We start from the raw sequence: 14,006 nt of genomic DNA, 5'->3' as shown, positions 1-14,006 counted from the left end.
CCGGCACGCCCGGCACGTACAGCCCGAGGCCGGGGGCCGCGCCGCTGCCCCGCATGATCCGCGCGCAGGCCGTCCTGGAGACGAAGATGCTGCTGCGCAACGGCGAGCAGCTCCTGCTCACCGTGGTCATCCCGACGCTGCTGCTCGTCCTGTTCAGCGCCGTCGACGTCGTCGACACCGGCGAGGGGAAGGCCGTGGACTTCCTCACGCCCGGCGTCCTGGCGCTCGCCGTCCTGTCGACGGCCTTCACCGGGCAGGCCATCGCCACCGGCTTCGAGCGGCGCTACGGCGTCCTCAAGCGCCTCGGTGCCTCGCCGCTGCCGCGCTGGGCCCTGATGGCCGCCAAGACGCTGTCGGTCCTCGTCACCGAGGTGCTCCAGGTCCTCCTGCTCACCGTGATCGCGCTGGCGCTCGGCTGGTCGCCGCACGGCAATCCGCTGGCCGTGCTGCTGCTCCTCGTCCTCGGTACGGCGGCGTTCTCCGGGCTCGGCCTGCTGATGGCGGGCACCCTCAAGGCGGAGGCCACACTGGCCGCCGCGAACCTCGTCTTCCTGCTCCTCCTCGTCGGCGGCGGCGTCATCGTGCCGCTCGACAAGTTCCCCGGCGGCGTGGAGGCCGCGCTCGCCCTGCTGCCCGTCTCGGCCCTCTCGGACGGCCTGCGGGACGTGCTCCGGGACGGCGCCGCGATGCCCTGGGGGGACCTCGGCATCCTCGCGGTCTGGGCGGTGCTCGGGCTCGGCGCGGCGGCGCGGTTCTTCCGCTGGGAGTGAGCGGGCCCCACCGCGGCGGGCCGCGGGACGTAACCGCCGTCACAGTTGGAGCGGATACGTCCCCCTCGTGAAGCCGTGCACAAGCGGCCCCCTACGATGGGGCCCGTGCCAAACGTGACCCGAGCCGATGTCGCTCACTTCGCGCGCAACCCGCTCGCCTACATCGCCGAGCGCTGGACCCCGACGCAGCGGACCGTCCGGACCGCGGCGCTCGTCTCGCTGGTGATGACCGTCGTCATCGTGGTCACCGGCGGCGCCGTCCGGCTCACGGGCTCGGGCCTCGGCTGCCCGACCTGGCCCAAGTGCACCGACGACTCGCTCACCGCGACCAGCGAGATGGGCTTCCACGGCGTCGTCGAGTTCGGCAACCGGCTGCTGACGTACGTCCTGTGCGCGGCCGTCGGGTTCGCGATCATCGCCGCGCGCTCGCAGAAGCCGTGGCGGCGCAGCCTGACGCGGTACGGCTGGGCGCAGTTCTGGATCGTCATGGGCAACGCCGTGCTCGGCGGCATCGTCGTGCTCGTCGGCCTGAACCCGTACACGGTCGCGGCGCACTTCCTGCTCTCCACCGCCCTGATCGCGGTCGCCACGGCGACGTGGCAGCGCACCCGCGAGGGCGACGCCCCCACGCGCCCCCTGGTCGGCAAGTCGGTGGCGCAGCTCGTCTGGGTCCTCACCGGGGTGACGGTCCTGCTCATCGCGGTCGGCACGGTCGTGACCGGCGCGGGGCCGCACGCGGGCGACTCCAGCGACGTGCCGCGCATGGACGTGGGCGCGGTGGGCCTCGACTGGGAGGGCGTCAGCAAGCTGCACGCCGTGCTCGCGTGGATCGTGGTGACGCTGACGTTCGCCCTGTGGTTCGTCCTCAAGGCGGTCGACGCCCCGCGCGGCCCGCTGGCCCGCACCCGCGACCTGTTCCTGGTGCTGCTGGCCCAGGGCGTCATCGGCTACGTCCAGTACTTCACGGACCTGCCGGAGGCGCTGGTCGCGGCCCACATGCTGGGCTCGTGCCTGGTGTGGATCGCGGTGCTGCGGGTGGCGCTCTCGCTGCGCGAGCGTCCGGCGACGGCCTCCGAGGTCCCCGCGCGGACCGACGCGGAGCTGTCCGCGGTCTGAGCGCCTCGGGTACGGGGGTCCGGGGTCTTGGGTCTGGGGTCTGGGGTCTGGGGTCCGGCGGGCCTCGCCTCAGCGCTACTCCTCCGCCAGCCCGTACACCCGGCACGCGTTCTCCGCGGCGATCATCCCCGCCACCCGCTGCGCGTCCGTGAGGGACCACGCGCCCTCGGCCACCCAGGTGGCGAGCACCCGGCCGAGCGCCTCGCGGAACAGGTGGGCGCCGATCACGTGCAGCTCCGGCAGGCCGTGGGCGCCGCTGGAGAAGAGGAGCTTGCCGAAGGGGGCCAGCTCCAGGATCTCCGCGAGGACGGCGGCCGCCCGGGCCCCGGTGCGCACCAGGGCGGGCCCCAGATCGGCGTACACGTGCGGGAAGATGCCCGCGAGGTGGGCCGCGGCGCGGTGGTGGGGGTAGCCGTGCAGGAGTACGAGGTCGGTGCCGAGGCCTGCGGTCGCGCGGGCGAAGGCGCCGAAGGACCGCTGCGGGTCGGCGGACCCGGTGTGCAGTTGCAGCGGCAGCCCGGAGGCCACGGCGATCCACAGCAGGTGGCGCAGCAGCAGCGGGTCGGTGAGCTCGCCGCCCACCTCGCGTCCGGCGAGCCAGCGGCCCGCGGCGCCGCGCACCTCGCCCGGCCCCGGCGGCTCCGCGGGCAGCGGCCGGTCCTGGCGCAGGCCCGCGACCGAGGTGAACGCGACCGCCCCGGCCGCGGCCCCGTGCACGGACTCCGCGAGGTTGGCGAGGAAGGAGTCGACGGTGCCGGAGGTGTCGGCGACCTGCTCGGCCAGTAACTCCAGGCGGACGATCTCGTGCGCCTCGGCGGCTCCGGCCGAGGCCAGCTCCCCCGGCCCGGTGAGGTCACCGGGCAGCCCGGTGTCGACGAGGTACGTGGTGATGCCGCTGCCGCGCAGCAGGCGCCGCCCGGCCTCCAGGACGCCCAGCTCGCGGCGGCGGGCCAGGTAGCGGGCGGGCGGGCAGTGCGGTTCCAGGCCGAGCAGCGGCGGGCACCAGCGGCGCACCGCGAACCCGGTCTGGGTGTCGAAGAAGGTGGTGCCGGGAGCGGGCGGGCCCTCGCTGCGGCCCAGATGCGCCTCGAAGGTGCCGAGGCCCAGCTCCGTACGGAGCACCCCGTGGCAGTGCTGGTCCACCAGGGACGGCGTCTCGATCATCCTCGCTCCCCTGTGTGGACCGCTCTTCCACGGTCCTAACGGGTGACCCCGGCGTCAGGTGTTGCTCGCCTTGTCACCCGTGCCCGCCCCGGGCGTGTCTCATCCGCGCGCGGAGCCGCCGATCTGGATGCCCGCCATGCGGGACCACTCGTACGGACCGGTCCGCACCTTGGCGGCGAGGTCGCCGTCGAAGGCCTCGCGGACGGTGATCCCGGCCTTCTCGACGGCGCTCAGCGCGATCGCGTGGGTGGGCGCGACGAGGTCGCCCCAGCCGCCGTCCTCGCCGACGAGCACGATCCGGGTGCCCCGCTGCCCGAGGTACGCGAGCTGTCCCTCGGCGCCGCCGTGGGCCCGGGCGAACCCGGTGATGTGCTTGGCCAGCTTGGCGGCCCTGCGCTCGGCGCGCGCGGCGTCCTTGGCCGCCGTCGCCGCCTGCTCGCCGTGCGATGCCTGCTCGCCGTGCGACGCCTGCTCGCCCGGCGCCGCCGTGCCGTCGGTGCCCTGCTCCGTGTCTGCCATGGCACAGGATGCTACCGACGGGTAGATCATTCGGCGACGGCCGGGGGGCGTGGTCTCGGCCACGGTCCCGCCGTGCCTCGCACGCCCGTTCCGCCCCACGCCGCGCCGTGGTAGGACGTGGACATGTCGGGTCTCCTGATCGGCGAGGTCGTCCGGTCCGCCGCCGAGGCCGCCCCGCGCCGCACCGCGCTCGTCCACGGCGCACGGGCGCTCACCTTCGCGGAGCTGGACGCCGCCTGGGACCGGGCGGGGCGCCTCCTCGCCGCGCGGCGCGTCCGGCGCGGCGACCGCGTGGCGTGCCCCGCGCGGAGCCTGGCCGCGGCCCTGCCGGTGTACATCGGGGCCGCGCGCGCGGGCGCGGTGTTCGTACCGCTGGAGCGGGCGACCGCCCCGGCGCGCCCGCCCGGGGCGGTGGCACCGTGCCTGGTCCTGACGGAGGCGGAGCTGGCGGAGGTGTGCCCGGCCCCGGCCCTGGCCCCGGCCTCGGCTGCGGCCTTGACACCGGCCCTCGCCCACGCTCCGGCTCCGGCATCGGCCGAGCCCCGAGCCGCCGCCCCGCCGGAGCCTGTCCTCGCGGAGCCCGCCCCCGAGCAGGGCACCCCCGCGGAGCCCGCCCCCGCGGAGGGCGACCCGCACCTCCTGCTGTTCACCGGGCCCGGCCGCGCCCGCGGCGTGGTCGTCTCCCAGCGCGCGGCTGTCCTGCGGGCCCACTGCGGGGCCCGGCCGGAGCCGCCGGGCGTCCTGGTGTGCGGCCTGCCGGCGGGGCACTGGGGCGCCTGGACCGCCGTGCTGCGGCAGTGGCAGGCCCGGGGCACCGTGGTCCTGCCGCAGGAGCCGGGTCCGGCGGCGGTCTGCGCGGCCGTGCGCGAGCACCGGGCCGCGCGCCTCCTGGGCACGCCCCGCGTATGGGAGGGCGTCCTGGACACGGCACCGCACCACCTCGCGGCCCTGCGCTGCGCCGACGTGGAGACCGCGGAGCCCGGCGCCGCTCCCCCGCGTCTCCTGGAGGCGATCCGCACGGCGACGCCGGGGGCGCGGGTCCGCGCCGTCTTCGCTACGCCGGAGACGGGCGACCTCACCGCGTGGGAGCCCGCCGACGTCCGGGCCCGGGCCGGCACCTGCGGAACGCCCGTGCCGGGGGTGCGGGTCCGGCTCGCGCGCGGGGAGCTGTGGGTGCGCGGGCCCCTGCTGTTCGACGGGTACTTCCGGGACAAGAGGGCCACGGACGCGGCCCTGCGCGACGGCTGGTACCGCACCGGCCGCGCGGCGCGGCGCGACGAGGACGGCTACCTGTACCTCACCGGGCGCCGCCGGGCGGAACGCGAACGCGGAGCGGCCCCGTCACCCTGAGGCGACGGGGCCGCTCCGTACGGCGGGCTGCCGGGTCAGCGCAGGAAGGGGTCCACCGCGATGGCCACGAACAGCAGCGACACATAGGTGATGGACCAGTGGAAGAGGCGCATCTCCTTGAGCTTGGTGCCGGTGGCCTCGGCCTTGGCGCGGTTCTGCAGCGCGTGCGCCTCCCACAGCCACCAGCCGCCCGTGGCGAGGGCCACGACGGTGTAGAACCAGCCGGTGTAGCCGAGCGGCTGCAGGAGCAGCGAGACGGCGACCATGACCCAGCTATAGAGGACGATCTGCCGGGCGACGACCTTGTTGGAGGCGATGACCGGCAGCATCGGCACGCCCACGCGCGCGTAGTCCTCCTTGACCCGCATGGACAGCGGCCAGTAGTGCGGCGGCGTCCAGAAGAACATCACCAGGAAGAGGATGACGGGAGCCCACGACATCGAGTTGGTCACGGACGACCAGCCGATGAGGACGGGCAGGCAGCCGGCGATGCCGCCCCAGACGATGTTCTGGGAGGTGCGCCGCTTGAGGATCATCGTGTAGACGACCACGTAGAACAGCAGGGCGCCGAGCGAGAGCCAGGCCGAGAGCCAGTTGACGGCGAGGCCGAAGAGCAGCGTGGAGACGACGGCGAGGGTGATGCCGAAGACCAGGCACTCGCGGGGACTGACCATGCCGGTGACGAGCGGCCGCTGCGACGTGCGCTCCATGAGGGCGTCGATGTCGCGGTCGATGTACATGTTGAGCGCGTTGGCCCCGCCGGCGGAGAGGTAGCCGCCGACGCAGGTGAGCAGCACCAGCTTGAGGTCCGGCACCCCCTGCTCGGCGAGGAACATCACCGGAACGGTGGTGATCAGCAGCAGCTCGATGATCCGCGGCTTCGTCAGCGCCACGAACGCCTTGACTCGGGCCCCGAACGGCCGGTGGCTCGGGCTCCGGCTCCCAAGCGTCCCCACTGGACGGGATTCAACGGCCGTCACGCACACCCCTGACAGAGACATCCCAGCGAGCCCACGGCAGACCTTCAGACATGAAGTTCCGGTAAAGGCTCACGCGTACCACGCCACTGTAGACGTTGCCCATACCTGGCCCTTCGCGGGGGTGGGTTCGTGTTGGGCGGCCAGACGAGGGGTGTTGGCGGGCAGGTCGGGCACACGGAGAGAACGAGCCGAATCACGCCTCGGAAGGACACCCAGATGAGCGGTCCCGTATTCACATGGTGAAAGCGGCGCGGAGCGTTCAGGAGGCGGATCCCAACGGGTCCCGGCAGTCTGGAATGACTCGAAAAAACGCACGTTCTTACAAGGGTAGGCTCGACAACGGCCGGGGCGATTCCTACGCCGCCGGCATTCGACATGTGGAGAGGAGCCCTGACCCAGGGTGAGCACCAAGCCGACCACCACAGACCTCGAGTGGACCGAACTGGACCAGCGGGCCGTCGACACCGTCCGGGTCCTGGCCATGGACGCCGTACAGAAGGTCGGCAACGGCCATCCCGGTACGGCCATGAGCCTCGCGCCCGCCGCGTACACCCTCTTCCAGAAGGTGATGCGGCACGACCCGGCGGACGCCGACTGGACCGGCCGTGACCGATTCGTGCTCTCCGCGGGCCACTCGTCACTGACCCTGTACATCCAGCTCTACCTGGCCGGCTTCGGCCTGGAGCTGGACGACCTGAAGGCGTTCCGCACCTGGGGCTCGAAGACCCCGGGCCACCCGGAGTACGGCCACACGGTCGGCGTCGAGACGACGACGGGCCCGCTGGGCCAGGGCGTGGCCAACGCCGTGGGCATGGCGATGGCCGCCCGGTACGAGCGCGGTCTGTTCGACCCGGAGGCGGCCCCCGGCACCTCCCCGTTCGACCACTACATCTACGCGATCGCCGGCGACGGCTGCCTCCAGGAGGGCATCTCCGCCGAGGCATCGTCGATGGCCGGGCACCAGCAGCTCGGCAACCTCATCCTGCTGTGGGACGACAACCACATCTCGATCGAGGGCGACACCGAGACCGCCGTCTCCGAAGACACCATGAAGCGGTACGAGGCCTACGGCTGGCACGTCCAGCGCGTGGAGCCGAAGGAGAACGGCGACCTCGACCCGCGGGCCCTGTTCGAGGCGATCCAGCAGGCCAAGGCGGTCACCGACAAGCCGTCCTTCATCGCGATGCGCTCGATCATCGCCTGGCCGGCGCCGAACGCGCAGAACACCGAGGCCGCGCACGGCTCGGCGCTCGGCGACGAGGAGGTCGCGGCCACCAAGCGCGTCCTCGGCTTCGACCCGGAGCAGAGCTTCGAGGTCTCCGAGGAGGTCCTGAAGCACACGCGGGGCGCGCACGAGCGCGGCCGCGCGGCGCGGGACGCGTGGGAGAAGTCGTTCCAGGAGTGGCGGAGCGCCAACGCCGAGCGCGCCGCGGAGTTCGACCGCATCGCCGCGGGCGAGCTGCCCGCCGGCTGGGAGGAGAAGCTCCCGGTCTTCGAGACGGGCAAGGCCGTCGCGACGCGCGCCGCGTCCGGCAAGGTCCTCCAGGCGCTCGGCGGGGTCATCCCCGAGCTGTGGGGCGGCTCCGCGGACCTGGCGGGCTCGAACAACACCACGATCGACAAGACGTCGTCGTTCCTGCCCGCGGGCAACCCGCTGCCGGAGGCGGACCCGTACGGCCGCACGATCCACTACGGCATCCGCGAGCACTCCATGGCCGCGGAGATGAACGGCATCGCGCTGCACGGCAACACGCGCATCTACGGCGGTACGTTCCTGGTGTTCTCGGACTACATGCGCAACGCCGTGCGCCTGTCCGCGCTGATGCACCTGCCGGTGACGTACGTGTGGACGCACGACTCCATCGGCCTCGGCGAGGACGGCCCGACCCACCAGCCGGTCGAGCACCTCGCGTCGCTGCGGGCCATCCCCGGCCTGAACGTGGTCCGTCCGGCGGACGCCAACGAGACGGCCATCGCCTGGCGCGAGATCCTGCGCCGCTGGACCAAGGAGTTCGGCAAGGGCGCCCCGCACGGCCTCGCGCTGACCCGTCAGGGCGTGCCGACGTACGAGGCGAACGAGGACGCCGCGAAGGGCGGCTACGTGCTGTTCGAGGCCGACGGCGGGGAGCCGCAGGTCGTGCTCATCGGCACCGGCTCCGAGGTGCAGCTCGCCGTGGAGGCGCGCGAGCAGCTCCAGGCGGCGGGCGTGCCGACGCGGGTGGTCTCGATGCCGTCGGTCGAGTGGTTCGAGGAGCAGGACCAGGGGTACCGCGACAGCGTGCTGCCGCCGTCCGTCAAGGCCCGCGTGGCCGTCGAGGCGGGCATCGGCCTGACCTGGCACAAGTACGTCGGGGACGCGGGCCGCATCGTCTCGCTGGAGCACTTCGGCGCTTCGGCGGACGGCAAGGTCCTCTTCCGCGAGTTCGGCTTCACTGCCGACGCGGTGGCCGCGGCGGCCCGGGACTCGCTCGCCGCCGCGCAGCGCTGACGCCCGTACCAGACGAGTAGGAGATGTAATTCCATGACAGACGCACTCAAGCGCCTCTCCGACGAAGGCGTCGCGATCTGGCTGGACGACCTGTCGCGCAAGCGGATCACGTCCGGCAACCTCGCCGAGCTGATCGACCAGCAGCACGTCGTGGGCGTCACGACCAACCCGTCGATCTTCCAGAAGGCGATCTCGGAGGGCGACGGCTACGACACGCAGCTCACCGACCTCGCCGCGCGCAGGGTGACCGTCGAAGAGGCCATCCGCATGATCACGACGGCGGACGTCCGTGACGCCGCCGACATCCTGCGGCCGGTCTTCGACGCGACCGACGGCCAGGACGGCCGGGTGTCCATCGAGGTCGACCCGCGACTCGCGCACGACACGCGCGCCACGGTGGCCGAGGCCAAGCAGCTCGCGTGGCTGGTGGACCGGCCCAACACCCTCATCAAGATCCCGGCCACCAAGGCGGGCCTGCCGGCGATCACCGAGGTCATCGGCCTCGGCATCAGCGTCAACGTCACGCTGATCTTCTCCCTGGAGCGCTACCGCGCGGTCATGGACGCCTACCTGGCGGGCCTGGAGAAGGCCAAGGAGCGCGGCCTGGACCTCTCGAAGATCCACTCGGTGGCGTCGTTCTTCGTGTCCCGCGTGGACACCGAGATCGACAAGCGCATCGACGCGCTCGGCACCGACGAGGCCAAGGCGCTGCGCGGCAAGGCCGCCCTCGCCAACGCCCGGCTCGCCTACCAGGCGTACGAGGAGGTCTTCGGCTCCGACCGCTGGGCCGCCCTCGACAAGGCGCACGCCAACAAGCAGCGCCCGCTGTGGGCGTCGACGGGCGTCAAGGACAAGGCGTACAAGGACACGATGTACGTCGACGAGCTGGTCGCGCCGGGCACGGTGAACACCATGCCGGAGGCCACGCTGGAGGCCACCGCCGACCACGGGCAGATCACCGGCAACACCATCGCCGGCCAGTACGAGCAGGCGCGCGCCGACATCGACGCGCTGGCGCGGTTCGGGATCTCCTACGACGAGGTCGTGCAGCTCCTCGAGGACGAGGGCGTGGAGAAGTTCGAGGCGTCCTGGAACGACCTGCTGAAGTCGACCGAGGCCGAGCTCAAGCGACTGACCCCTTCGGAGGGCTGACACCAGTGAGCGCACTTCAAGGTGCGAATCCGCTGCGTGACGCCGCGGACCGACGGCTCCCGCGTATCGCGGGGCCGTCGGGCCTGGTCATTTTCGGCGTTACGGGCGATTTGTCCCGAAAAAAGCTGATGCCCGCCGTGTACGACCTGGCCAACCGCGGCCTGCTGCCACCGGGCTTCGCCCTGATCGGCTTCGCCCGCCGCGAGTGGCAGGACGAGGACTTCGCGCAGGAGGTGCACGACGCGGTCAAGCAGCACGCGCGCACCCCCTTCCGCGAGGAGGTCTGGCAGCAGCTCATCCAGGGCATGCGCTTCGTCCAGGGCAACTTCGACGACGACGAGGCCTTCGAGCAGCTCAAGGCCACCATCCAGGACCTCGACAAGCAGCAGGGCACGGGCGGCAACTTCGCCTTCTACCTCTCCGTGCCCCCCAAGTTCTTCCCCCAGGTCGTCCAGCAGCTCAAGAAGCACGAGCTCGCGGACGCGCCCGCGGGCTCCTGGCGCCGGGCCGTCATCGAGAAGCCCTTCGGCCACGACCTGAAGTCGGCCCACGAGCTGAACGCGATCGTCCACGAGGTGTTCGCCCCGGACCAGGTGTTCCGGATCGACCACTACCTGGGCAAGGAGACCGTCCAGAACATCCTGGCGCTCCGCTTCGCCAACCAGATGTTCGAGCCGATCTGGAACCGGTCCTTCGTGGACCACGTGCAGATCACCATGGCCGAGGACATCGGCATCGGCGGCCGCGCGGGCTACTACGACGGCATCGGCGCCGCCCGCGACGTCATCCAGAACCACCTGCTCCAGCTCATGGCCCTCACCGCCATGGAGGAGCCCGCCTCCTTCGACGCGGACGCCCTGGTCGCGGAGAAGGCCAAGGTGCTCGGCGCCGTACGGCTGCCGAAGGACCTGGGCCGCGACACCGTGCGCGGACAGTACTCCGCCGGGTGGCAGGGCGGCGAGAAGGCCGTCGGCTACCTCCAGGAAGAGGGCATCGACCCGCAGTCGAAGACCGACACCTACGCCGCCGTCAAACTGGAGGTGGACAACCGCCGCTGGGCGGGCGTCCCCTTCTACCTGCGCACCGGCAAGCGCCTGGGCCGCCGCGTCACCGAGATCGCCGTCGTCTTCCAGCGCGCCCCGCACTCCCCCTTCGACCACACGGCGACGGAGGAGCTCGGGCAGAACGCCATCGTCATCCGCGTCCAGCCCGACGAGGGCATCACGGTCCGCTTCGGCTCCAAGGTCCCGGGCACGTCGATGGAGATCCGGGACGTGTCGATGGACTTCGCGTACGGCGAGTCGTTCACGGAGTCCAGCCCGGAGGCGTACGAACGGCTGATCCTGGACGTCCTGCTCGGCGACGCCAACCTCTTCCCGCGCACGGAGGAGGTCGAGCTGTCCTGGAAGATCCTCGACCCGATCGAGGAGTACTGGGACGCCAACGGCACGCCCGCGCAGTACCCCGCCGGCACGTGGGGCCCGGTCGAGGCGGACGAGATGCTCGCACGAGACGGACGGAGCTGGCGCCGGCCATGAAGATCGACCTTACGGACACCACCGCCAGCAAGATCAACAAGGCGCTCGTGCAGGGCCGCCGCGCGATCGGCACCCCGGCGGTCGGCATGGTCCTCACCCTCGTCATCGTCACCGACGAGGAGAACGCCTACGACGCCCTGAAGGCGGCCAGCGAGGCCTCGCGCGAGCACCCCTCGCGCACGCTCGTCGTCATCAAGCGCGTCTCGCGCTCCCCGCGCGACCGCACGTCCTCGCGCCTGGACGCCGAGGTGCGCGTGGGCGCCGACGCGGGCACCGGCGAGACGGTGGTGCTCCGGCTGTACGGCGAGGTCGTGAACCACGCCCAGTCGGTGGTGCTCCCGCTGCTCCTGCCGGACGCCCCGACCGTGGTGTGGTGGCCGGTGAACGCCCCGCTCGACCCGGCCCAGGACCCCCTGGGCACGCTGGCCCAGCGCCGCGTCACCGACACGTACGCCGCCGAGCGGCCGATCGAGGAGCTGACCGCGCGCGCCGAGGCCTACCACCCCGGCGACACCGACCTGTCCTGGACCCGGATCACGCCGTGGCGCTCCATGCTCGCGGCCGCCCTGGACCAGGTCACCTGCGAGGTCACCGCCGCCGAGGTGGAGGGCGAGGAGTTCAACCCGAGCGTCGAGCTGCTCGCGATGTGGCTCGCCGACCGGCTCTCCGTGCCGGTCGAGCGCACCCTGTCCACCGGGCCCGGCCTGACCGGCGTCCGCATGGAGACCACCTGCGGCCCGATCGTGCTCGACCGCGCGGACGGCTCGCTCGCCACGCTCTCCATCCAGGGCCAGCCCGACCGCGCGGTGGCGCTCAAGCGCCGCGAGACGTCGGAGCTGATCGCGGAGGAGCTGCGGCGCCTGGACCCGGACGACACGTACGCGTCGGCGCTGCGGTACGGCGTGGACCGGCTGGGCGAGGCGACACGGGCGGACACGTCGTCGTCGCTGCGGCGGTCGGGGGACGAGGGCTCGGCCCCCGGGGCCGGGGAGCAGGGCGTCGGAGCGCGGGACAACGGCTCGGAGGCAGCCTCCGAGGCGCCTTCCGAGGCGAAGGCGGCTTCCTCCGGCGGCAAGGCCGAGAAGAAGGCTCCCGCCAGGAAGGCCCCCGCGAGGAAGGCCACGGCGGACGAGCCGTCGTCGGACAAGTCGCTGGGCGAGTCGGCGTCGGACAAGTCGGCGTCGGGCAACGCGTCATCGGACAAGTCGTCGTCGGGCAACGCGTCGCCGGACAACTCGTCGCCGGACAAGTCGTCATCGGACAGGGCCCCGGCGAAGAAGGCGACGAAGAAGGCCACGGCGAAGAAGGCGGCCGCGAAGTGACCACGCCTCCCCAGCTCGTCGTCCACCGCGACAAGGAGCTGATGGCCCAGGCCGCCGCGGCCCGGCTCATCACGAAGATCGTCGACGCGCAGGCCGCCCGCGGCTCCGCCTCCGTGGTCCTCACGGGCGGCCGCAACGGCAACGGCCTGCTCGCGGCGCTGCACTCGGCCCCCGCCCGCGACGCGGTGGACTGGTCGCGGCTCGACCTGTGGTGGGGCGACGAGCGGTTCCTGCCCGAGGGCCACCCCGAGCGCAACTACACGCAGGCCCGCGAGGCCCTGCTCGACGCCGTCCCGCTGGATCCGGCGCGGGTGCACCCGATGCCCGCCTCCGACGGCCCCTACGCCGTCGGCTCCGCCGGGGACGGCGCGGACGCGGCCGCCGAGGCGTACGCCGCCGAGCTGGCCGCGGCGGCCGGGACCGAGCACTACCGCTCGGCGACCGCCGACGCGGGCGGCCCGGTGCCCGCGTTCGACGTGCTCATGCTGGGCGTCGGCCCGGACACGCACGTGGCCTCGCTCTTCCCGGAGCTGCCCGCGGTCCGCGAGACGGAGCGCATGGTGGTGGGCGTCCACGGCGCGCCGAAGCCGCCGCCCACGCGCGTCTCGCTGACGCTCCCCGCGATCCGCTCCGCCCGTGAGGTGTGGCTGCTCGCGGCGGGCGAGGACAAGGCGAAGGCGGTGGCGATCGCCCTGTCCGGGGCGGGCGAGGTCCAGGCCCCCGCGGCGGGCGCCCGCGGCCGCTCCCGCACCCTGTGGCTCCTGGACGCGGCGGCGGCGTCGCAACTGCCGCGCGACCTGTATCCGCCGGCGTCTCCCTGACGCCGGGACCGGCTCACGGATCTCGGCTGCCCGCGCACGCGGACGGGCCCCGGACGTTCTCACGTCCGGGGCCCGTCCGCGTGGTGGATCACCGGCGCATCGCCGTCAGAAGCCGTCGCAGGTGGCGGTGGCGAAGCGGCCGTCGGCCGTGGCGGTGTGGGTCGTGCCGTCGGCCGTGACCTTGCACCGAACGGTCCCGCCGGAGGCTCCGGTGGTGACGACGAGCGTCCCGCCCTTGACGAAGCCCTTCGCCTTCTCCTCCTTGCGCCAGGGCAGGTCGACGTCGCTGACCTGGTTCTGCGAGAGGTCGTCGTCGCTGTACGCGGAGTACGTGACCGTGACGCCCTTCGCGTCGCCCGTGACCTCGTACCGGACGACGATCTCGCGCTTCGACTCCTTGTCGACCTCGTGTCCGATACTCGCGATCAGTGCCGCACAGCCACCGACCATCAGCAGAGCCAGCACCAGGAGGACCCAGGGCCACTTTCGGCGCTTCTTCGTCTGCGGCGGCGGTACGGGGGCGGCCCAGCCCTGCTGTTGTGTCATGTCCGTCATGCTTCAGCGGAGCAGGCACGTGCATCACCCGGACCGTCGGCGACTCAGCCGAACGGGTGACGGCAGGTGTTGACGCGACACCGATGGCGAGTGGGGCGCCCGTGTACGGACGCGGGCGCCCGGCCCCGCTCCGGCTCAACGCCCCCGCAGCTCCCGGTACTTGTTCACCAGTGCGGTGGTGGAGGGGTCCAGGCCGGGGACGTCGGCACCCTCGGTCAGGGCCGGTTCGAC

Annotated in this window: 11 protein-coding genes and 1 pseudogene; 8 read left to right on the top strand and 4 right to left on the bottom strand. The window is 72.7% G+C overall.

The window, feature by feature from the left end:
- Positions 1-53: 53 nt before the first annotated feature.
- Both IE330_RS12440 and IE330_RS12435 read left to right on the top strand, forming a co-directional pair.
- Positions 54-770: an ABC transporter permease gene (locus IE330_RS12440; protein ID WP_190136053.1), complete on the top strand. Its 717-nt coding sequence runs from the start codon at positions 54-56 to the stop codon at positions 768-770.
- A gap of 96 nt (positions 771-866) precedes the next feature.
- Entirely contained in the window at positions 867-1,886 is a 1,020-nt protein-coding gene (locus tag IE330_RS12435) for a COX15/CtaA family protein (RefSeq protein ID WP_190136003.1), read from the top strand.
- Positions 1,887-1,961: 75 nt separating this feature from the next.
- Here the strand turns inward: IE330_RS12435 and IE330_RS12430 are convergent, their stop codons facing one another.
- Both IE330_RS12430 and IE330_RS12425 read right to left on the bottom strand, forming a co-directional pair.
- Entirely contained in the window at positions 1,962-3,050 is a 1,089-nt protein-coding gene (locus tag IE330_RS12430; protein ID WP_190136002.1) for an amidohydrolase family protein, read from the bottom strand.
- A 99-nt stretch (positions 3,051-3,149) separates the two neighbouring features.
- A complete protein-coding gene (locus tag IE330_RS12425) occupies positions 3,150-3,569 on the bottom strand; it encodes a hypothetical protein (protein WP_229925586.1) in 420 nt (139 codons plus the stop codon).
- A 123-nt stretch (positions 3,570-3,692) separates the two neighbouring features.
- On the opposite strand from IE330_RS12425, the gene IE330_RS12420 reads away from it, so the two are divergent.
- Complete coding sequence (locus IE330_RS12420) at positions 3,693-4,919, top strand: class I adenylate-forming enzyme family protein (protein WP_190136001.1); 1,227 nt, start codon at positions 3,693-3,695, stop codon at positions 4,917-4,919.
- A gap of 35 nt (positions 4,920-4,954) precedes the next feature.
- Here the strand turns inward: IE330_RS12420 and IE330_RS12415 are convergent, their stop codons facing one another.
- Positions 4,955-5,905, bottom strand: a complete 951-nt coding sequence (locus tag IE330_RS12415; protein ID WP_190136051.1) for a heme o synthase — start codon at positions 5,903-5,905, stop codon at positions 4,955-4,957.
- Between the two features lie 394 nt (positions 5,906-6,299).
- Between IE330_RS12415 and tkt the strand changes: the two genes are divergently transcribed.
- The 5 genes and pseudogenes from tkt (at position 6,300) to pgl (ending at position 13,220) form a co-directional block, all read left to right on the top strand.
- Positions 6,300-8,387 carry a transketolase gene (tkt, locus tag IE330_RS12410; protein WP_190136000.1) on the top strand — a complete coding sequence of 696 codons (2,088 nt, stop codon included), beginning with the start codon at positions 6,300-6,302 and terminating at the stop codon, positions 8,385-8,387.
- Between the two features lie 33 nt (positions 8,388-8,420).
- Entirely contained in the window at positions 8,421-9,539 is a 1,119-nt protein-coding gene (gene tal / locus IE330_RS12405; RefSeq protein WP_190135999.1) for a transaldolase, read from the top strand.
- 5 nt (positions 9,540-9,544) lie between these two features.
- On the top strand, positions 9,545-11,077 hold the full coding sequence (gene zwf / locus IE330_RS12400; protein ID WP_190135998.1) for a glucose-6-phosphate dehydrogenase: 1,533 nt from the start codon (positions 9,545-9,547) through the stop codon (positions 11,075-11,077).
- Positions 11,074-11,998: pseudogene (gene opcA / locus IE330_RS12395) on the top strand (glucose-6-phosphate dehydrogenase assembly protein OpcA); the annotation flags it as partial. The gene zwf and the pseudogene opcA, both read left to right, overlap by 4 nt.
- A gap of 397 nt (positions 11,999-12,395) precedes the next feature.
- Positions 12,396-13,220, top strand: coding sequence for a 6-phosphogluconolactonase (gene pgl, locus IE330_RS12390; RefSeq protein WP_190135996.1), 825 nt, complete (start codon positions 12,396-12,398; stop codon positions 13,218-13,220).
- Positions 13,221-13,325: 105 nt separating this feature from the next.
- Here the strand turns inward: pgl and IE330_RS12385 are convergent, their stop codons facing one another.
- A complete protein-coding gene (locus IE330_RS12385; RefSeq protein ID WP_190135995.1) occupies positions 13,326-13,766 on the bottom strand; it encodes a hypothetical protein in 441 nt (146 codons plus the stop codon).
- Between the last annotated feature and the right edge of the window lie 240 nt (positions 13,767-14,006).

The sequence above is a fragment of the Streptomyces longispororuber genome, from assembly GCF_014656095.1.
In the GTDB taxonomy this organism is placed as follows: domain Bacteria; phylum Actinomycetota; class Actinomycetes; order Streptomycetales; family Streptomycetaceae; genus Streptomyces; species Streptomyces longispororuber.
The sequence above is the reverse complement of the archived record's forward strand: the minus strand, read 5'-3'. Positions and strand labels throughout refer to the sequence as shown.